The sequence below is a fragment of the Pseudomonas sp. microsymbiont 2 genome, from assembly GCF_054788395.1.
The window spans coordinates 385,464-405,358 of sequence record NZ_CM139112.1; the positions used below are offsets into that span (position 1 = coordinate 385,464).

The following is a 19,895-nucleotide window of genomic DNA, read 5'->3' on the forward strand; positions in this document are numbered from 1 at the left end:
GGCGTGGGAGCGGGCTTGCCCCGCGATGAGTGTCAGGAGTGGCTCAGTTCGGCATGCTCATCACTGGTTAGCACGCGCTTGTCGGTCTCTTTCAGCAACTGGCTGGTAACCACCCCCGCCGTCATCGACCCATTCACGTTCAGCGCCGTGCGGCCCATGTCGATCAGCGGCTCCACCGAGATCAGCAAGGCCACCAGCTCCACCGGCAGGCCCATGGCCGGCAGCACGATCAGCGCGGCGAAGGTCGCGCCACCGCCCACGCCGGCCACGCCGGCCGAGCTGAGGGTGACGATGGCCACCAGGGTGGCGATCCACAGCGGGTCGAAGGTGTCGATGCCCACCGCCGGAGCGACCATCACCGCGAGCATGGCCGGGTACAGACCGGCGCAGCCGTTCTGGCCGATGGTCGCGCCGAACGAGGCGCTGAAGCTGGCGATCGACTGCGGCACGCCCAGGCGCTGGGTCTGCGCCTCGATGTTCAGCGGAATGCTGGCGGCGCTGGAGCGGCTGGTGAAGGCGAAGGTCAGCACCGGCCACACCTTGCGGAAGAAGCGCAGCGGGCTGACGCCGGTCAGTGCCAGGATCACCCCGTGGACCACGAACATCAGGCCCAGGCCGATGTACGACACCACCACGAAGCTGCCCAGCTTGAGGATGTCCTCGAGGTTGGAGCTGGCCACCACCTTGGTCATCAGTGCCAGCACGCCATAGGGGGTGAGTTTCATCACCAGGCGCACCAGGCGCATCACCCAGGCTTGCAGCACGTCGATGGCCGACAGCGCGCGCTCGCCCTTGTCCTTGTCGTCCTTGATCAGTTGCAGCGCGGCCAGGCCCAGGAACACGGCGAAGATCACCACGCTGATGATCGAGGTCGGCTTGGCCCGGGCCAGGTCGCCCACCGGGTTGCTGGGGATGAACGACAGCAGCAGCTGCGGGATGTTGAGGTCGGCGACCTTGCCCGCGTAGTCGCTGTGGATGGACTGCAGGCGGGCGCTTTCCTGGGCGCCCGCGACCAGTCCCTCGGCGCTCAGGCCGAACAGGTTGGTCAGGGCGATGCCGATCAGCGCGGCGATGGCGGTGGTCAGCAGCAGGGTGCCGATGCTCAGCACGCTGATCCGGCCCAGGGCCGAGGCGTTGTGCAGGCGGGCCACGGCGCTGAGGATCGAGGCGAAGATCAGCGGCATGACGATCATCTGCAGCAGGCCGACGTAGCCATTGCCGACCAGGTCGAGCCAGGCGATGGTCGCCTTGAGCACCGGATGGCCGGCGCCGTAGAGCGTGTGCAGGACCAGGCCGAACAGCACGCCCAGCACCAGGCCCAGCAGGACCTTCTTGGCCAGGCTCCAGTCGGTGCGGCGGGTTTGCGCCAGGCCCAGCAGCAAGGCCAGGAACGCCAGCAGGTTGAGAGACAGCGGCAGGTTCATTGAAGCTCCAGGAAAAGGCGGAAGAGGCATCGCCTCTGTGAGCGATTGCGAACGGAAATGCTAACAGCCTGAAAACAAACGAATTTATATCTAAAAGGAATTTGCATAGTCGCTTATGGAATAACGCCATGTCGTGGCTGGCAATGAACATGACGTTTACAGGTGCCTCGGCGTCGGTCGTGAATGCCTGTTCGTCATCGATCGGGTCTAGGGTTGAGCGGCCACGTCCATAGGAGAACTGCACATGATGTCTGCTCCGAGAATGCTCGCCGGCGGCCTGGCCCTGTTGCTCAGTGCCGGCAGCTGGGCGGCCACCGAACTCAAGCACTGGCCGAGCGAAGCGGCCCAGAAGCTCGATGCGATGATTGCCGCCAACGCCAACAAGGGTAACTACGCGGTGTTCGACATGGACAACACCAGCTATCGCTTCGACCTCGAGGAAGCCTTGCTGCCGTTCATGGAAAACAAGGGCCTGCTGACCCGCGACAAGCTCGACCCGTCGCTCAGGCTGATGCCGTTCAAGGACACCGCCGAACACAAGGAGAGCCTGTTCAGCTACTACTACCGCCTGTGCGAGCTCGACGACATGGTCTGCTACCCGTGGGTGGCCCAGGTATTCTCGGGCTTCACCCTCAAGGAGCTGAAGCAGCAGGTCGACGAGCTGATGGCCTCGGGCAAGCCGATTCCCAGCACCTACTTCGAGGGAGATCAGGTCAAGACCATCGAGGTACAGCCGCCGAAGGTGTTCACTGGACAGGCCGAGCTCTACAACAAGCTGATGGAGAACGGCATCGAGGTGTACGTGATCTCGGCGGCCTCGGAAGAGCTGGTGCGCATGGTCGCCGCCGATCCCAAGTACGGCTACAACGTCAAACCCGAGAACGTGATTGGCGTCAGCCTGCTGCTCAAGGACCGCGCCACGGGCCAGTTGACCACCGCGCGCAAGCAGATCAGCGCCGGGCACTATGACCCCAAGGCCAACGAAGGCCTGGAACTGACCCCGTACCTGTGGACCCCGGCGACCTGGATGGCCGGCAAGCAGGCGGCCATCCTGACCTATATCGACGAGTGGAAGAAGCCGGTGTTGGTGGGGGGCGATACGCCAACCAGCGATGGTTACATGCAGTTCCATGGCGTCGATGTGAGCAAGGGCGGCATCCACCTGTGGATAAACCGCAAGGCCAAGTACATGGACCAGTTGAATGGGATGATCGCGAAGAACGCGGCGGCCCAGGCCAAGGAAGGGTTGCCGGTGACGGCGGACAAGAACTGGGTGATCGTCACGCCAGAGCAGATCCAGTAGGTCTTGTGCTGGCATCTTCGCGGGTAAACCCGCTCCCACAGGATGTTCACTGCCCTGTGGGAGCGGGTTTACCCGCGAAAGGGCCCGCACAGGTATAAAAAAACCGGCGCACCAGGCGCCGGTTTTTTATTGCCTTCGGCGCCTCACAGCCCGTCGAGCATCGCCTTGTTACGCACCGCACCCTTGTCGGCACTGGTGGCCAGCAGGGCGTAGGCCTTCAGCGCGGTGGTCACCTTGCGTGGGCGTACTTCGACCGGCTTCCAGCCTTTCTTGTCCTGCTCGACGCGACGCGCGGCCAGCTCTTCGTCGCTGACCAGCAGGTTGATCGAACGGTTGGGGATGTCGATCAGCACCTTGTCGCCGTCGCGCACCAGGCCGATGGCACCGCCTGCGGCGGCTTCCGGCGAGGCGTGGCCGATCGACAGGCCCGAGGTACCGCCGGAGAAGCGGCCGTCGGTGAGCAGGGCGCAGGCTTTGCCCAGGCCCTTGGACTTCAGGTACGAGGTCGGGTAGAGCATCTCCTGCATGCCCGGGCCGCCTTTCGGGCCTTCGTAGCGGATGATGACGATGTCGCCGGCCTTCACTTCGTCGGCGAGGATGCCGCGCACCGCGCTGTCCTGGCTCTCGAAGATCTTCGCGGTGCCTTCGAACACATGGATCGACTCATCCACACCGGCGGTCTTCACCACGCAGCCGTCCAGGGCGATGTTGCCGTACAGCACGGCCAGGCCGCCTTCTTGCGAGTAGGCGTGCTCGAAGCTGCGGATGCAGCCGTTCTCGCGGTCGTCGTCGAGGGTTTCCCAGCGGGTCGACTGGCTGAACGCGGTCTGCGTCGGGATGCCGGCCGGGCCTGCCTTGAAGAAGGTATGCACGGCTTCATCGTCGGTCTGGGTGATGTCCCACTTGGCGATGGCTTCCTCCATGCTTGGGCTGTGCACGGTCGGCAGGTCGGTGTGCAGCAGGCCGCCACGGGCCAGCGAGCCGAGGATGCTGAAGATGCCGCCGGCGCGGTGCACGTCCTCCATGTGGTACTTCTGGATGTTCGGCGCCACCTTGCACAGCTGCGGCACCTTGCGCGACAGGCGATCGATGTCGCGCAGGTCGAAGTCCACCTCGGCCTCCTGGGCCGCGGCCAGCAGGTGCAGGATGGTGTTGGTCGAGCCGCCCATGGCGATGTCGAGCATCATGGCGTTCTCGAACGCCTTGAAGTTGGCGATGCTGCGCGGCAGCACGGATTCGTCGTTCTCGCCGTAGTAGCGCTTGCACAGCTCGACGATGGTACGGCCGGCGGTGAGGAACAGCTGCTCGCGGTCCGAGTGGGTGGCCAGGGTCGAGCCGTTGCCCGGCAGGGCCAGGCCCAGGGCTTCGGTCAGGCAGTTCATCGAGTTGGCGGTGAACATGCCCGAGCACGAACCGCAGGTCGGGCAGGCGCTACGCTCGTACTCGGCGACTTTCTCGTCGCTGGCGCTGGAGTCGGCGGCGATCACCATGGCGTCGACCAGGTCCAGGCCGTGGCTGGCCAGCTTGGTCTTGCCGGCTTCCATCGGGCCGCCGGAGACGAAGATCACCGGGATGTTCAGGCGCAGGGCGGCCATCAGCATGCCGGGGGTGATCTTGTCGCAGTTGGAGATGCAGACGATGGCGTCGGCGCAGTGGGCGTTGACCATGTACTCGACGGCGTCGGCGATGATCTCGCGGCTGGGCAGCGAGTACAGCATGCCGTCGTGGCCCATGGCGATGCCGTCGTCCACGGCGATGGTGTTGAATTCCTTGGCCACGCCCCCGGCGCGCTCGATCTCGCGGGCGACCAGCTGGCCCAGGTCCTTCAGGTGCACGTGGCCCGGGACGAACTGGGTGAACGAGTTGGCGATGGCGATGATCGGTTTCTTGAAGTCTTCGTCCTTCATCCCGGTGGCGCGCCACAGGGCGCGGGCGCCGGCCATGTTGCGGCCTTGGGTGGAGGTCTTGGAACGATAATCAGGCATGGAGCGCTCCTGGCGGCTAAATCACGTCACAAAAAGGGAGTGAGCTTCTCTTGTCCTAAATACGCCGAAGGCCGGTTGCCACAGGCACGGATGGGGATCGAAGGACCGCGCGGGATCGCCGCAGGCTCGACCAGAGCTCATAAACCCGCCGGGGATGTCTGGCGATGAATAGGCCGATTCTACACCGCTGGCGTGGTGAGGGAATGCAGATGTGCAGGGTTCGTGGGGGGATTGCGGCAGGAAAGGGCCGCTGGGCGGCCCTTTTTGGCAGAGATCAGCTGTTTGGCAGCAACCGGCAGGTGATGCTCTTGATGTAGCGGGTCTCGGCGATGGCCGGGTGTACCGGGTGGTCCGGGCCCTGGCCGCCGCGTTCGAGCAGTTGCAGGTTGCGGTCCAGGTGGCGGGCGCTGGTCAGCAGGATGTTGTGCAGGTCGTCCTCGGGCAGGTGCATCGAGCACGAGGCGCTGACCAGGATGCCGTCCTTGCTCAGCATGCGCATGGCCTGTTCGTTGAGCCGGCGGTAGGCGGCCTCGCCGTTCTTCAGGTCCTTCTTGCGCTTGATGAAGGCGGGCGGGTCGGCAATGATCACGTCGAAGCGCTCTTCGGCAGCTTTCAGCTCGCGCAGGGCCTCGAACACGTCACCTTCGATGCAGGTCAGCTTGTCGCTGATGCCGTTCAGCGCGGCGTTGCGCTCGACACCGTCCAGGGCGAAGCCCGAGGCGTCCACGCAGAACACTTCGCTGGCGCCGAACGCGCCGGCCTGCACGCCCCAGCCACCGATGTAGCTGAACAGGTCGAGCACACGCTTGCCCTTGACGTACGGCGCCAGGCGCGCGCGATTCATGCGGTGGTCGTAGAACCAGCCGGTCTTCTGGCCTTCGCGGACAGGGGCTTCGAACTTCACGCCGTTCTCTTCCAGCGCGACCCAGTCCGGGACTTCGCCGTAGACGGTCTCGACATAGCGGCCGAGGCCTTCGGCGTCACGGGCGGCGGAGTCGTTCTTGAACAGGATGCCGCTTGGCTTCAGGACCTGGACCAGGGCGGCGATGACGTCGTCCTTGTGCGCTTCCATGGTGGCCGAGGCCAGCTGCACCACGAGGATGTCGAAGAAGCGGTCGACCACCAGGCCCGGCAGCAGGTCGGAGTCGCCGTAGACCAGGCGGTAGCACGGCTGGTCGAACAGGCGCTCGCGCAGCGACAGGGCGACGTTCAGGCGGTGCACCAGCAGCGACTTGTCCAGCGGCAGCTTGGCATCGCGCGACAGCAGGCGGGCGCAGATCAGGTTGTTCGGGCTCATGGCCACAACGCCCAGGGGCTTGCCGTTGGCGGCTTCGAGAATGGCCTGCTGGCCGGCCTTCAGGCCCTGCAGCGGGGTCGCGGCGACGTCGACTTCATTGCTGTAGACCCACAGGTGGCCGGCGCGCAGGCGGCGGTCGGCGTTGGCTTTGAGACGAAGGCTGGGCAGGGACATGACGTCGCTCCGGGAAAAAGAGCGGGAGTATACCGCGTTGGCCCCCGATGCGCTGTGGAGCCCGCTCCCACGTTAAAGAAAAGCTTGGATCCAACGATCCACTGATAGTTGCCCTGCCGGCGTACAGGGTTAGAATCCTCCGTCCTTACCGAGTGCGTACCCATGTCCCAGGAACTTACCGCCGAACAGATCCAGCAAGCCTTGCAAGGCATCACCATTCCGCCGCAGCCGCAGATCATGGTCGACCTGCAGTTCGAGCAGTACATGCCCGACCCGGACCTGGAGACCATCGCCAAGCTGATCAGCCAGGACCCGGGCCTGTCCGGCGCCCTGCTCAAACTGGTCAATTCGGCGCAGTTCGGCCTGTCGAACAAGATCGGCTCGATCCAGCGCGCGGTGAACCTGCTGGGCAGCCGCTCGATCATCAACCTGATCAACGCCCAGTCGATCAAGGGCGAGATGAGCGACGAGACCATCGTCACCCTCAATCCTTTCTGGGACACCGCCCAGGACGTGGCCATGACCTGCCTGACCCTGGCCAAGCGCACTGGCATCCAGGCGGTGGACGAGGCCTATACCCTGGGCCTGTTCCACGACTGCGGCGTGCCGCTGATGCACAAGCGCTTCCCCAACTACATGGACGTGCTGGAAGAGTCCTACGCCAAGGCCAATGACGAAGTCCGCGTGGTGGACACCGAGAACCGCGTGTTCAACACCAACCACTCGGTGGTCGGCTACTTCACCGCCAAGTCCTGGCGCCTGCCCGAGCACATCAGCGCTGCCATCGCCAACCACCACAACGCCCTGGCGGTGTTTCGCGACGAGTCTTCGCGCAACACCCAGACCCAGCTGAAGAACCTGCTGGCGGTGCTGAAGATGGCCGAGCACATCTGCGCGTCCTACCGCGTGCTCGGCAACCAGAGCGAGGACCACGAGTGGAACGTGGTCGGGTCGCTGGTGCTGGACTACATCGGCCTGACCGAATACGACTTCGAGCAGCTCAAGCACAACATTCGCGAAATGGGTGGGCACTGAGCCATGCCGGAGTTGCCAGAGGTCGAGACCACGCGGCGGGGTATCGCGCCGCACCTTGAAGGTCAGCGCGTCAGCCGCGTGGTGGTACGCGACCGGCGCCTGCGCTGGCCGATCCCGGAGGATCTCGACGTGCGCCTGTCGGGCCAGCGCATCGTCAGCGTCGAGCGTCGAGCCAAGTACCTGTTGATCAATGCCGAGGTCGGCACCTTGATCAGCCACCTGGGCATGTCGGGCAACCTGCGCCTGGTCGAGCTGGGGCTGCCTGCGGCCAAGCACGAACATGTGGATATCGAGCTCGAATCGGGGCTGATGCTGCGCTACACCGACCCGCGTCGCTTCGGCGCCATGCTCTGGAGCCTCGATCCACTCAACCACGAGCTGCTGATCCGCCTGGGGCCGGAGCCGTTGACCGATCTGTTCGACGGCGAGCGGCTGTTCCAGCTGTCCCGCGGGCGGTCGATGGCGGTCAAGCCGTTCATCATGGACAACGCGGTGGTGGTGGGCGTGGGCAACATCTACGCCACCGAGGCGTTGTTCGCCGCCGGGATCGACCCGCGCCGCGAGGCGGGCGGGATCTCCCGGGCGCGTTACCTGAAGCTGGCGATCGAGATCAAGCGAGTGCTGGCGGCGGCCATCGAGCAGGGCGGCACGACCCTGCGCGATTTCATCGGTGGCGATGGGCAGCCGGGGTACTTCCAGCAGGAATTGTTCGTTTATGGACGCGGTGGCCAGCCGTGCAAGCTGTGTGGCACCGAGTTGCGTGAAGTGAAGCTGGGGCAGCGGGCGAGCGTGTTCTGCCCGAAATGCCAGCGTTAATGCTTCAGGCCCTATCGCGGGGCAAGCCCGCTCCCACGAAAGCGAGCCAAGCCAGTCGTGGGAGCGGGCTTGCCCCGCGATAGGGCCGGATCAGTCGACTACCGCCGCCTGGCCTACACCCCTGGGATCACTGGCCGCCTCCACGGTCCCGCCAGCCTTGTCCCAGTACAGCACCTGCTGATTCCCGTATTGGCGCCCAACATCCTTCAGCCGATACCCACGCCCTTCAAGCTCGGCTTTCTGCCCTGCACTGAACGTCCCCGGTTCATGCTCCACCACATCCGGCAGGTACTGATGGTGGTAGCGCGGCGTCGCCGGCCACTCGGCCACCGGCCTGCCTTCCAGGAACCCCAGCACCGACAGCAGCACCATGCTCGGAATCCGGCTGCCGCCCGGGGTGCCGAAGCTGGCGAACTGGCTGGGGCTTTCGATGAAGGTCGGGCTCATGCTCGACAAGGGCCGCTTGCCCGCCGCCACTGCGTTGGCCTGGCTGCCGGCCAGGCCGTAGCTGTTGCTGCCGCCGGGATCGGCGGCAAAATCGTCCATCTCGTTGTTCAGCACCACGCCGGTGCCCGGCACGCTGAACGCGGCGCCGAACGGCAGGTTGACCGACAGCGTGGCGGACACGGCATTGCCCTCGGCGTCGATCACCGCGAAATGCGTGGTGTGATCGCCTTCACGCCAGGCCGGGGAGGGCGGCAGGGCGCTGCTGGGGGTGGCCTGGCGCACGTCGATGCTGTCGGCCAGCCCGGTGAGGTACTGGCGCGCCAGCAAGCGGTTGACCGGGTTGCTCACATAGTCCGGATCGCCCAGCAGGCCACGGTCACGGTAGGCGCGGCGCAGGACCTCGATCACGTAATGGCTGCGCTGCACCGGCTCGGCGCTCTGCCAGGGCAGGCGCTGGAGCATGGCCAGGCTCTGGGCCAGGGCGATGCCGCCGGCCGAAGGCGGCGGGCTGCTGATCAGCTCGCGCTGGTCGGCCAGTGGGTAGCGCAGCGGTTCACGCCAGACGGTGCGATAGCCGCTCAGATCATCCAGGCTCCAGACCCCGCCCGCCGTGCGCACGCCCGCGACCAGGCGCTCGGCCATCGGCCCTCGGTAGAAACCATCGCGACCCTGCTCGGCCATGCGCTGCAGGGTCGCGGCCAGCTCCGGCTGGCGAATCACCGTGCCCAAGGCCGGCACGTCGTTGGCGGTAAGAAACAGCCGGGCGCTCTCGGGGTCGTCACGCAAGGCACTCAGGCGCATGGTGGCGCGGTCGCGGTAGACGCGATCGACGGCGAAGCCTTGGTTGGCCAGGCGAATGGCCGGGGCCAGGCTGTCCTTGAGCGGCAGCCTGCCATGGCTGGCGGCAAGGTCGGCCAGCGCCTGGGGTAGGCCGGGAATGGCGGCGGCCAGCGGCCCGTTGATCGACAGGCCCGGCTGGACCTTGCCGTCCTTCAGGTACATGTCCGCCCGGGCGGCTGCGGGGGCGCGCTCACGGGCATCGAGGAAGGCATAGCGAGGGGTATCGGCACTTTCGCGCAGAAGGAAGAAACCACCGCCTCCCAGGCCCGAGCCGTAGGGTTCGACCACGGCCAGCGCGGCGCCGATGGCCACGGCGGCATCGAAGGCGTTGCCGCCCTGTCGCAGGATCTGCGCGGCGGCGGCGGTGGCTTCGCTGTGCGGGCTGGCGATCGCCGCCCGGCCCGGGCCTTCGGCCAGGGCGCCGGTCGCCAGCAGCGCGAGGACGGCGCCGGCGACGGCATGGCGCAGTGCCGCGACGAACGGCATCAGGCTTTGCCGGTGATCCGACGGTACTTGGCCATCAGCTCTTCTTCGGTTTCCGGGTGGGCTTCATCCAGGGGGATGCAGTCCACCGGGCAGACCTGCTGGCACTGTGGCTCGTCGTAGTGGCCCACGCACTGGGTGCACAGGTTGGGGTCGATCACGTAGATCTCTTCGCCTTGCGAGATGGCGGCGTTCGGGCACTCGGGTTCGCAGACGTCGCAGTTGATGCAATCGTCGGTGATGATCAGGGACATGGGGACTCCGGCCTGGGCATCGGGCCCGGGCATGTTTCAAAGCGATGGGCGCAATTGTGCCGGATTCGCGCCCGCAGTGCACGCGGGCGCGACATCGTGGACGCGAAGCCTACTTGCGAAAGCGTTCGGTCAGGGCGTCGGCCACGGCGGGGTGGACGAACTTGGTGATATCGCCGCCCAGCGCGGCGATTTCCCGGACCAGGGTCGAGGAAATGAACGAGTAGCGCTCCGATGGCGTCAGGAACAGGCTCTCGACGTCCGGCGCCAGCTGACGGTTCATGTTGGCCAGCTGGAACTCGTACTCGAAGTCCGAGACCGCGCGCAGGCCACGCAGGAAGACATTGGCGCCCTGCTCCTTGGCGAAATGCGCCAGCAGGGTGGAGAAGCCGATGACTTCGACATTGGGCAGGTGCTTGGTGACCTCGCGGGCCAGCGCCACCCGTTGCTCCAGCGGGAACAGGGGGTTTTTCTTCGGGCTGGCCGCCACGGCGATGATCACGTGGTCGAACAGCCGCGAGGCGCGCTCGACCAGGTCGCCATGGCCTTTGGTAATGGGGTCGAAAGTACCCGGGTACAACACTCGGTTCATCGCGTCATCCTGGCTGGAGTGCGTTGGGGAGTCGGATGGTAGCGCAGCGATTGCGCCCGGCCAAGTCGCGTGGCTGGCCGATGGCACTATAGACAGCATGGGTATTGGCTGTCATGTGCCGGGTGCCAGGCGGCCGATGAGCGCCTCGCTGAGCATGGCGGTCAGGGCGTAGACCGAAAGCTGTGGGTTGGCGCCGATGCTGGTGGGGAACAGCGAGCCGTCGTGGATCGACAGGTTTTCCAGCTGGTGATGCCGGCCCAGGCTGTCGCACACCGCCTGGCGCGGGTCCTCGCCCAGGGCGCAGCCGCCCATGACATGGGCACTGCCCAGGCGCATGCGCAGCAGCTCCAGGGGTAGCTTGTCGATCATGGCCTGCGCCTGTGTCGCGTCGGTGACGTAGCGGGCATCGCCGTGTACCGGCATCACCTGGCGGGCACCCGCGGCGAACTGGATCTGCGCCATGCTGTGCCAGGCCCGGCGCAGCCCGTCGCGCAGGTAGTCGGTGACAGGGTAGTCGAGTACCGGCGAGCCATCGCCGCGCAGCTCCACCTGGCCGCCCGGGCTGTCAGGGTGGAAACCATCGCGCAGCAGCGCCAGCATCACATGGGTATGCGGTAGTTCGGCCATGCGCAGGGCATTGTCCCGGCCATGCCCTCCGAGCAGGGTGCTGGCCAGGGCCGGGTGCAACGGCGGGACCTCGAGCTTGTAGCCGATCGGGCCGGTGATGCCGTCCTGCCATTGGAACTGGTCGCTGTAGATCGACTGCGGCGCGCCGTAATAGGGGTCGATCTTCGTCTCGAACTGCGCGGCGCTGAAGTTGACCAGGTGCAGGAAGGTACGCTTGCCCAGGCGCTGGTGCGGGTCAGGGGCGTCGGAGCGCAGCAGCAGCGCCGGGCTGTTGATGCCGCCGCCGGCCAGTACGTAGTGGCCGGCGCGGATCTTGATCTGGCGGCCGGTGGGTTGGATGCCCTGGCGGTCCAGTGCCAGGCACTGCAGGTGGTCGATGCGCTGGCCGTCGTGGCTGAAGCGCTCGGCGCGGGCCAGGTAGAGCAACTCGCCACCGTGTTCCAGGGTGGCGGGGATGCTGGTGACCAGCATCGACTGCTTGGCGTTGACCGGGCAGCCCATGCCGCAGTAGCCCAGGTTCCAGCATCCGCGCACGTTGCGTGGGATCACCGCCCAGCGGTGACCCAGCGCCTCGCAGCCGCGACGCAGGACATCGTTGTTGGCGTTCGGCGGCACCGGCCAGGGGATGATGCCCAGGCGCTGCTCCATGCGCTCGAACCAGGGTGCCATCGCCTCGCTGTCCAGGCCTTTGACGCCATGTTCCCGGGCCCAGTGCGCCAGGGTCTGTGCAGGCGTGCGGAAGCTCGACGTCCAGTTGACCAGGGTGGTGCCGCCCACCGCGCGGCCTTGCAGGATGGTGATGGCGCCATCCTTGCTCAGCCGGCCCAGGCCTTCCTGGTAGAGCTCGGCGTAGGCTTCATGCTCCAGCAGATGGAAGTCGCTGCTGGTCTTGAGCGGGCCTTCCTCGATCAGCAGTACCTTGAAACCCGCCGCACTGAGCCGTTCGGCGGTGGTGGCGCCGCCCGCGCCGCTGCCGATGATGGCGACGTCGGCTTCGAGGGTCTGGTCCTGCTCCAGGCGTGAGCCGTCGTGAGTGGTCCAGCCTCTTTCCAGGCCTTGGCGAAACGGATCGGGGACGGGCATTGGCAGGTCTCCAGGAGAGCGAGGGCATCCCTGTGGGAGGGTCAGATCTTCGGTGGGCCTGGGTAGCCACAGGCGGCCCATGACTCGGGGCGTTCGTACCAGGCCATGAGCAGCAGTTGCAGCAGCGAGGCATGCCCTTGGCGCAGCAGGTCCAGTGAGCTGTCGCGCCAACGTTCGAGAAAATCTTCCACATCGTTGCTGGTGGCGCTGGCCCAGCCGCCCCAGATGCCGGTCAGTGGGCCTCGGGTCAAGGGCAGGGTGAGCACGTCGAACAACTGCCGGGTCAGCTTGAGCATGGCCGGTGAAAGAGCCGCCAGTTTGTGGTCGAGGCTTTTCAGTACCTGCTCCGTGGAGGCCTGGGTGCCCGCCAGGATTATGGGAGCCAGGGCCTGCAGCAGGGGCAGGTCGTCATCGCGCAGGACGTGGTAACCGGGCGAGGCCGTCTGCTTCGAGCAGCCGACCAGGCTGGTGGCGCCGAGGAACAGGCTGGCGCCCAGGCTGAATCTGAGCAGGTCGCGACGCTGCATACCGTGCCTGCCCTCAGCGGATGAACAGTTTGTAGACCAGACGCTGCAAGGCTTTGCCATAAGGCGGGTAGATCGCCCTGGCGGCATTGAGGCGCTGCTTGGCCAGCACGGCCTTGGCCTTGCTGAAGGTCAGGAAGCCTTCATGGCCATGGTAGTGGCCCATGCCGGAGGGTCCGATACCACCGAATGGCAGGTCATCCTGGGCCACGTGCAGCAGGGTGTCATTGAGGCAGACGCCGCCGGAGTGGGTATCGCGCAGCACCCGGGCCTGCTCCCCGCGGTCGTAGCCGAAGTAGTAGAGCGCCAGGGGACGAGGGCGCTGGTTGATGTAGGCCAGCGCGTCATCCAGGCGGTCGTAGGGCACCAGCGGTAGCAACGGGCCGAAGATCTCGTCCTGCATCACCTGCATGCTGTCGTTCACCTGCAGCAGCAAGTGCGGCGGCAGCTGGCGGCCCTGGCGTGGCTCGTCGGGGTACAGGTCGAGCACCTGCGCGCCGTGCTCGCGGGCGTCCTGCAGCAGGTGATTCAGGCGTGCGAGTTGGCGCTCGTTGATGATCGCGCTGTAGTCGGGGTTGTCGGTGATGCGCGGATAGAAGCGCTGCACGGCGCGTCGGTAGGCGTCGGCGAAGGGCTCCAGGCGCGCGCGGGGCACCAGCACATAGTCAGGCGCGACGCAGGTCTGGCCTGCGTTGAGGGTCTTGCCGAAGGCGATGCGCTCGGCGGCGGTGTCCAGCGGCACGTCGCTGGAGACGATCGCCGGCGATTTGCCGCCCAGTTCCAGGGTCACCGGGGTGAGATTCTGCGCGGCGGCCAGCATCACATGACGGCCGACACTGGTGGCGCCGGTGAACAGCAGGTGATCGAACGGCAGGCGGGCGAAGGCCTGGCCGACCTCCACCTCGCCCAGCACCACGCTGACCAGGTCGCTGGGGAACACGCGCTCGAGCAGGGTCTTGAGCGCCTGGCCGGTGGCCGGCGTGGATTCGCTGAGCTTGAGCATGACCCGGTTGCCCGCCGCCAGGGCGCCGGTCAGCGGGCCGATGGCGAGGAACAGCGGGTAGTTCCACGGCACGATGACCCCTACCACGCCCAGCGGTTGGTACTGCACCCGCGCGCTGGCGGGCTGGAAGGCCAGGCCGACCTTGCGTCGCGAGGGCCGCATCCAGCGCCCGAGCTGCTTTTCGGCATCGCGCAGGCCCATGATCGACGGCATCAGTTCGGCGATCAGGGTCTCGTCGCGGCTGCGCCCGCTGAAGTCGGCATCGATGGCCGCGATCAAGGTCTCCTGTTCGGCCAGCAGCGCCTCGCGCAAGCTCCTGAGCCACTGCCGGCGCTGTGCGGCCGGCGGCATGGGATTGCCGGCGAATGCCTGGCGCTGGGCGTCGAACGTCGCTGGCAGGTCGAGGTCGGATTGCACGACGGGGAGAACGGCAGGCGAGGTCATGGCGGCTCCAGGCGGGGTGAGTGAATAGAGCATATACTCTAATTGGCACCATCGTGCATTATTTTTCACCGGGTTGGCGGTGCCCGTACGCGCTGGAAGCCGTAAGATGGGACCGATCATTGGAGCTTGAGACTGGAGCTGAGCATGGCCCCGCGCATGAACACCCGAGAGCGCATCGTGCAGAGCAGCCTGGAGCTGTTCAACCAGCAGGGCGAACGTTGCGTCAGCACCAACCACATCGCCGCGCACCTGGAGATCTCGCCCGGCAACCTGTACTACCACTTCCCCAACAAGCAGGCGATCATCGCCCTGCTGTTCAGTCAGTACGAAGAGCTGGTGGACAGCTTCCTGCGCCCGCCCCAGGGGCGTGTCGCCACCGTCGAGGACAAGCGCTTCTACCTCAAGGCGCTGCTGGCGGCGATGTGGAACTACCGCTTCCTGCACCGCGACCTCGAGCACCTGCTCGAAAGCGATCCGGAACTGGCCGCCCGCTACCGGCGCTTTTCCCGGCGCTGCCTGCAGCAGGGCCAGGCGATCTACCGCGGCTTCGTCGAGGCCGGCATCCTGGCCATGGATGCCGCGCAGATCGAGTCGCTGACCATCAACGCGTGGATCGTGCTGACCTCCTGGGTGCGCTTTCTCAGCACCACCCGGGAGCACTCCGCGCACCTGGGTGAAGAAGCGTTCATGCGCGGCGTCTATCAGGTGGTGGTGCTGGAGCTGGGGTATGTCACCCCGGGCTCGAGTGCTGCGGTGCAGGCGTTGTGCGATGAGTTCCACGTCCCGTTCAACCAGGCCCTGGAGCACTGATCCGGGGTCTTCGAGCCATTCATCAGGAGATTGTCATGCCCCTTGCGCAACTGATCACCCCGCAACAGCTGGCCGAGCGCCTGGACGCGCCCGGCCTGGTGATCCTCGATTGCCGCTTTGCCCTGGAAGATATCGACTACGGCCAACGCAGCTATGCCGAGGGGCATATCGCCGGGGCACACTTCGCCGATCTCGAACGTGACCTGAGCGGCCCAGTGATCAAGGGCCATACCGGGCGTCATCCGCTGCCGAATCCGCATCGGCTGGTAGAGCGCCTACGCGAATGGGGCGTGGACAACGACAGCCAGGTGGTGCTCTACGACGACGGCCCGGGCGCTTTCGCCGCCAGGGCTTGGTGGCTGCTGGCCTGGCTTGGCAAGCGCGACGCAGTGTTCATCCTCGATGGCGGGCTCAAGGCCTGGCATGCCGCGCACCTGCCGTTGAGCCTGGACTCGCCGGTGCGCCGCGAGGGCAACATCAGCGGGGAGCCGGACATGAAGCTGCTGATCGATGCCGCGCACCTTGGCAAGCGCCTGGGTGATCCCGCGCTGACCTTGATCGATGCCCGTGGGCTGCCGCGTTTTCGCGGCGAGGTGGAACCGATCGACCCGGTGGCTGGGCATATTCCGGGGGCGCAGTGCGCGGCGTTCACCGACAACCTTGGCGCCGATGGGCGTTTTCTGCAGGCCGACAAGCTCAAGCAGCGGTTCGCCGAGCAACTGGCGGGGCGTTCTCCAGATGACCTGGTGGCCTATTGCGGCTCTGGCGTGACGGCTTGCCACAATCTGTTTGCGCTGGCTTTGGCGGGGTACCCGCTGGGTCGGTTGTATGCCGGGTCGTGGAGCGAATGGATCAATGATCCGCAGCGTGGCGTGGCGACGGGCGACTGAGCTTCGCTGTGGGGTATCCCTTTCAAGGTGTCCGCTGCAAATCTATCGGCGAACACCTTGCGACCCCAACTCGGTCGATAGCCCTCACACCTGCAACGACCTTGAAAGGGCTGGCTGCGAGGGCGGCATTGCGATCGCGGGGCAAGCCCTCTCCATATCCCAGGATGGGGTCTAGCGCCCGTCGACCAGCCACTGCGGAATCCGCCGTTCCAGGTAATACCCCGGATTGCGCAGGCTGCCATCCACGAATCCCACATGCCCACCCCGGCTGTGCAGTTCGAACTGGGTCCCGGCCGCCAGCTCATTGGCGTTCGGCAGGCTGTGGCCGAACACGAAGGGATCGTCGCTGGCATGGATGATCAGCGTTGGCGTGCGGTTTTCTCCCAGGTAGTAACGACTGGATGCCCGGCGGTAGTAGTCGTGGGCATCGCTGAAACCGTTGAGTGGCGCGGTGACCTTGCCATCGAAGTCCCAGAAGGTGCGTAGGTTGCGCAGCGAACCCAGGCGCTCGATCGCGGCCAGGCCTTCGTGGTGGCCGTTGTCATGGAAGTGCCGTTGCTTGTCTTGCACGTAGGCCAGCATCTCGCGCATGAAGTGCGCCTGGTAGATCTTCGAGAAGCCCAGGCCGATACGATCGGCGCATTGATCCAGGCGAAACGGCACCGAGACCGCCACCGCCGCTTGCAGTTCGCTGGCCGAGCCGCTTTCCCCTAGGTACTTGAGCAGCACGTTGCCACCTAGCGAATAGCCAACCGCATACAACGGTGCCAGTGGCCGCAGGGCGCGCAGATGGCGGATGGTCTCGGCCAGGTCTTCGCTGGCGCCTGAGTGGTAGCTGCGCGCCAGCAGGTTCGGCTCACCCGAGCAGCCGCGCCAGTTCACCGCGACGCTGGCCCAGCCTCGAGCCTGCAGGGCCAGTTGCAGGCCTTTGACATAGGGCGAGTTGGACGACCCGGTCAGTCCATGCAGCACCAGCACCAGAGGCGCATCGACCTGATGTGGGCCATGCCAGTCAAGATCGAGGAAGTCGCCGTCGGCCAGCCACAGGCGCTCGCGATCGCGCGCCAGGTCCGGGAGCTTGCGCCAGAGCGGGCCCCACAACGTCTGCAGATGGGGATTGGACAGGCCAGTGGCCGGGCGGAAGGTGGCGGTGAGGCTGGGCATGCTGGGTGGCTCGTGATGTGCCTTCCTAGAGTGCCATGAAACACCGCCACTGTAAGTGCGCTATTGGTCGGGCAGCGCCTGCTGCGTGGCCGAAGGGCCGACGCTGGCCCTGACCATGCGCTGTGGCGAAAGGCAGCGCCCCAGTACCGTGCGCAGGTCCTCGGTGTTCAGGTTGCGCAGTTGCTCCCAGCGTTGCGAAAGCGTCCGGACGGGATCGCTGGTGAATCGAGCCGTGTTGTTCAATTCATGGGCCAGTGCGGCATTGCTCGCCGATTGCCGGAGCCACTCGCTGGCGATTGCCTCCTGCGCCAGGCTCAGCTCCGACGCCGATGGCCCCGACTCGATGAACTCGGCGATGACCTGCGCGGCCAATGCCTGGGAGGCCTGGACCAGCTCGGGGGCAACGTCCCACTGCACCGTGAACGTTTCGGCGAAGCGGTTGCGGATGATACCGCCCTGCACGCTGTAGCTGGTCCCGTGCCTGCCCCGCAGGGCTCGGGGCAGGCGCGACTGCGACCCCCCCACGAGAATGTGCATGGCCGCCGTCAGCGCTGGTCGGTCAGCGTCCTCTGCCTCGACCGGCAGCGCGAGCCCGGCCCAGCAGTTGGTGCCAGGTCTCTCGATGTGAACGCTCTGGGCCACGTTTTCGGCAGGACTGTGCAGCCCGTGGGTAAAGTCCGCGTTGGGCAGGACATGGCTGATCTCGAGGGCAAGGCGTTCGGCCTCGGCCCGGGTGAGGTCACCTACCAGGGTGATGCTGAGGTTCTGCGCCGAGTAGGCGCGGTGGTAGAAGTCGACGACCTGTTGCGAGCTGATCGCATCGATCTCCCGCAGGGAACCACCCAGATAGTGAGTAGCATAAGGATGCAGGCCGTAGAGCTGGTCGAAGAGCGCCTGCCGCAAGGCGAACACGGGGTGCTGCTGGCGCTGGCTCAGCGTATCCCGCCATTTGCGCCGGGCTTCTTGCAACTGCTCGTTGGCCAGCAGCGGGCGCCCGACGATGTCGCTCAGCAGGTCGATGGCCTGCTTGCGCAAGTCGACCGATGACAGGCAACGCAGCGACAACGTGCTGTGTTCAGCCCGTGACGCCCTGGAGAGTTCGCAGCCAAGGGCCTCCAACTTTTCGGCGATCTGCTTGCCGGTGAACCTCATGCTCCCTTGGTCGATCATCTCCAGGGTCACCGCCGCCAGGCCAGGGTGCGGACCATCGTGCGCGCTACCGGCATCGAAGCGCAGCTTCAGGTCCAGCATGGGCAGGTGGCTGGCTGCCACGAATAGCACCCTGGTGCCCTGGGGAGTGGTCCATTGCTCGATGGCGAGCTTCGCCTCGGGAATCGCCGGCGGTCCTTCGGCGGGCAGGCTGGTCAGTCCGCCGAAGCCCTGCGCTCGGCCTTGAGGTACGGAAAGATCACTCATCTGGGTTCTGCTCCTTTTGCAGGATCATGACGCTCGCCGAGTCTGCCGCCAGGCAGGTCTCGGCTGCCTGGCGCATGTCCTGGCTGGTCAATGCGCGGATGCTGTCGAGGCGCTGGGTGGTTTGCGCAGGGTCAAGGCCACTGCTCGCGTACAGGCCCAGCAGCCAAGCCTGGGCGGCATGGCTGTCCTGGGCGAAGACTTCCTGGGCCATCAGCCGGGCCTTGAGCCGTTCCAGTTCGCTGGTGTCGGTAGGCGCCTGCCTGAGGCGCTCGATCTGCTGGCTGACCAGGCCGAGGGCCTGTTCGGTGTCGGTTTCGTCGTTGCGAAAACCGTACAGGGCGAACAGGCTATCGCCCCGCTGCAGCGGGTTGTAATAGACATTCGCCGAGGACAGGACCGGGCTGTTGCGCACTAGCGTGCAGTGCAGCCGGCTAGCGAGCACCTCCCGCAGCAACAGTAGCGCGAACGCCTGACCTGGCTGTGTCGTCGTGGCCAGGCTGGGGGCCGGGAAGGCAATCGCGACGCCGGTCTTGAGGATCGGGTGTTCGAGGGTGAAGCGCTGCTGGGCGGCCGGTCGGGCCAGACGCGGGAGTGGCCTGGGGGGCAGGGTACCTTGGGCAATGCCGGAGAACTGCCGCTCCACCAGCGTTCGCAGGGCGTCGAGCCCGATGGCGCCGACAACGATGAGCGAGGCATTGTTGGGCCAGTACCACGTGTCGTACCAGCCACGCACATCCTCCAGCCGCAGGCGCTCCAGGTCGGCGGCATGGCCGATCACCGGGGTGGCGTAGCCGCTGCCGCCATAGGCGGCCTGGCGAATGCGTTCGAGTGCGATCTGCTCGACACTGTTGTCGATCTGGCTGCGACGCTCGGCCTTGATAACGTCGAGCACCTTGGGGAATTCCGACTCGCCAAGCGTGGCACTGCGCATGGAGTCGGCCAGGATCTCCAGCGCGGTTTCCAGGCGTGGCACCGGCAGGCTCATCTCGAACGCGGTGCCGTCCTTCGTCGTATAGGCATCCGGCGTGGCGCCCAGGCGCGAGATGGCGTGTTGGTACTGGTCGGGCGTGAGCTTGCCGCTGCCCTGGAACATCAGGTGCTCCAAGGCATGGGACAGCCCGGTCTTGCCGGGTGTTTCGTCGCTGGAACCAATGTGGTACCAGAGCTGCGCGGTGACCACTGGCGCTCGTGGGTCTTGGCGCAGCCAGACCTGCAGGCCGTTGGCGAGTTGGAAATGCTGCACGGCCGAGGCGGCAGGCGATGGCGGTGAGGCATTGGACATGGCTG

17 protein-coding genes are annotated in these 19,895 nt (G+C 66.0%); 5 read left to right on the forward strand and 12 right to left on the reverse strand.

All coding sequences use genetic code 11. From position 1 onward, the window contains the following. Positions 1–32 precede the first annotated feature (32 nt). A complete protein-coding gene (locus ACYUME_RS01705; RefSeq protein WP_279888461.1) occupies positions 33–1,424 on the reverse strand; it encodes an L-cystine transporter in 1,392 nt (463 codons plus the stop codon). A 247-nt stretch (positions 1,425–1,671) separates the two neighbouring features. On the opposite strand from ACYUME_RS01705, the gene ACYUME_RS01710 reads away from it, so the two are divergent. Further along, positions 1,672–2,727, forward strand: a complete 1,056-nt coding sequence (locus ACYUME_RS01710; RefSeq protein WP_460417909.1) for an HAD family hydrolase — start codon at positions 1,672–1,674, stop codon at positions 2,725–2,727. 143 nt (positions 2,728–2,870) lie between these two features. On the opposite strand, the gene ilvD is transcribed toward ACYUME_RS01710, so the two are convergent. After that, positions 2,871–4,712 carry a dihydroxy-acid dehydratase gene (gene ilvD / locus ACYUME_RS01715; RefSeq protein WP_460417910.1) on the reverse strand — a complete coding sequence of 614 codons (1,842 nt, stop codon included), beginning with the start codon at positions 4,710–4,712 and terminating at the stop codon, positions 2,871–2,873. 274 nt (positions 4,713–4,986) lie between these two features. Then, complete coding sequence (locus ACYUME_RS01720; RefSeq protein ID WP_279888458.1) at positions 4,987–6,183, reverse strand: class I SAM-dependent rRNA methyltransferase; 1,197 nt, start codon at positions 6,181–6,183, stop codon at positions 4,987–4,989. A gap of 216 nt (positions 6,184–6,399) precedes the next feature. Here ACYUME_RS01720 and ACYUME_RS01725 point away from each other — a divergent pair, with 216 nt between their 5' ends. Together ACYUME_RS01725 and mutM are read left to right on the forward strand one after the other, a co-directional pair. After that, the gene (locus ACYUME_RS01725; RefSeq protein ID WP_279888466.1) at positions 6,400–7,218 is read left to right on the forward strand and encodes an HDOD domain-containing protein; all 819 of its coding nucleotides are present in this window, start codon (positions 6,400–6,402) and stop codon (positions 7,216–7,218) included. Between the two features lie 3 nt (positions 7,219–7,221). Then, the gene (gene mutM, locus ACYUME_RS01730) at positions 7,222–8,034 is read left to right on the forward strand and encodes a bifunctional DNA-formamidopyrimidine glycosylase/DNA-(apurinic or apyrimidinic site) lyase (protein WP_232854886.1); all 813 of its coding nucleotides are present in this window, start codon (positions 7,222–7,224) and stop codon (positions 8,032–8,034) included. A 90-nt stretch (positions 8,035–8,124) separates the two neighbouring features. On the opposite strand, the gene ggt is transcribed toward mutM, so the two are convergent. The 6 genes from ggt to ACYUME_RS01760 all read right to left on the reverse strand — a co-directional run bounded on the left by ggt (position 8,125) and on the right by ACYUME_RS01760 (position 14,328). After that, positions 8,125–9,807, reverse strand: a complete 1,683-nt coding sequence (gene ggt, locus ACYUME_RS01735; RefSeq protein ID WP_460417911.1) for a gamma-glutamyltransferase — start codon at positions 9,805–9,807, stop codon at positions 8,125–8,127. Continuing rightward, positions 9,807–10,058, reverse strand: a complete 252-nt coding sequence (locus ACYUME_RS01740) for a YfhL family 4Fe-4S dicluster ferredoxin (RefSeq protein ID WP_009396754.1) — start codon at positions 10,056–10,058, stop codon at positions 9,807–9,809. Before ACYUME_RS01740 ends, ggt begins: the two co-directional genes overlap by 1 nt. Positions 10,059–10,167: 109 nt before the next feature. After that, a complete protein-coding gene (gene coaD / locus ACYUME_RS01745; protein ID WP_279806894.1) occupies positions 10,168–10,647 on the reverse strand; it encodes a pantetheine-phosphate adenylyltransferase in 480 nt (159 codons plus the stop codon). Between the two features lie 111 nt (positions 10,648–10,758). Continuing rightward, entirely contained in the window at positions 10,759–12,357 is a 1,599-nt protein-coding gene (locus ACYUME_RS01750) for a GMC family oxidoreductase (protein WP_460417912.1), read from the reverse strand. A 41-nt stretch (positions 12,358–12,398) separates the two neighbouring features. After that, the gene (locus ACYUME_RS01755) at positions 12,399–12,884 is read right to left on the reverse strand and encodes a twin-arginine translocation pathway signal protein (protein ID WP_460417913.1); all 486 of its coding nucleotides are present in this window, start codon (positions 12,882–12,884) and stop codon (positions 12,399–12,401) included. A 13-nt stretch (positions 12,885–12,897) separates the two neighbouring features. Next, positions 12,898–14,328 (reverse strand): coniferyl aldehyde dehydrogenase, encoded by a 1,431-nt coding sequence (locus ACYUME_RS01760; RefSeq protein WP_460417914.1) that lies wholly within the window; start codon positions 14,326–14,328, stop codon positions 12,898–12,900. Positions 14,329–14,472: 144 nt separating this feature from the next. On the opposite strand from ACYUME_RS01760, the gene ACYUME_RS01765 reads away from it, so the two are divergent. Together ACYUME_RS01765 and ACYUME_RS01770 are read left to right on the forward strand one after the other, a co-directional pair. Further along, positions 14,473–15,138: a TetR/AcrR family transcriptional regulator gene (locus ACYUME_RS01765; RefSeq protein WP_279885759.1), complete on the forward strand. Its 666-nt coding sequence runs from the start codon at positions 14,473–14,475 to the stop codon at positions 15,136–15,138. Positions 15,139–15,173: 35 nt separating this feature from the next. Next, complete coding sequence (locus ACYUME_RS01770; RefSeq protein ID WP_460417915.1) at positions 15,174–16,028, forward strand: sulfurtransferase; 855 nt, start codon at positions 15,174–15,176, stop codon at positions 16,026–16,028. Between the two features lie 171 nt (positions 16,029–16,199). Here the strand turns inward: ACYUME_RS01770 and ACYUME_RS01775 are convergent, their stop codons facing one another. From ACYUME_RS01775 to ACYUME_RS01785, 3 genes are read right to left on the reverse strand one after another with little or no spacing between them, the layout of a single operon-like run. After that, positions 16,200–17,192, reverse strand: a complete 993-nt coding sequence (locus ACYUME_RS01775; RefSeq protein WP_460417916.1) for a hydrolase — start codon at positions 17,190–17,192, stop codon at positions 16,200–16,202. A gap of 60 nt (positions 17,193–17,252) precedes the next feature. Then, positions 17,253–18,608 carry a M16 family metallopeptidase gene (locus ACYUME_RS01780; RefSeq protein WP_460417917.1) on the reverse strand — a complete coding sequence of 452 codons (1,356 nt, stop codon included), beginning with the start codon at positions 18,606–18,608 and terminating at the stop codon, positions 17,253–17,255. Beyond that, the gene (locus ACYUME_RS01785; protein WP_460417918.1) at positions 18,601–19,890 is read right to left on the reverse strand and encodes a M16 family metallopeptidase; all 1,290 of its coding nucleotides are present in this window, start codon (positions 19,888–19,890) and stop codon (positions 18,601–18,603) included. The genes ACYUME_RS01780 and ACYUME_RS01785 overlap by 8 nt, the downstream gene beginning before the upstream one ends. Positions 19,891–19,895: the final 5 nt, after the last annotated feature.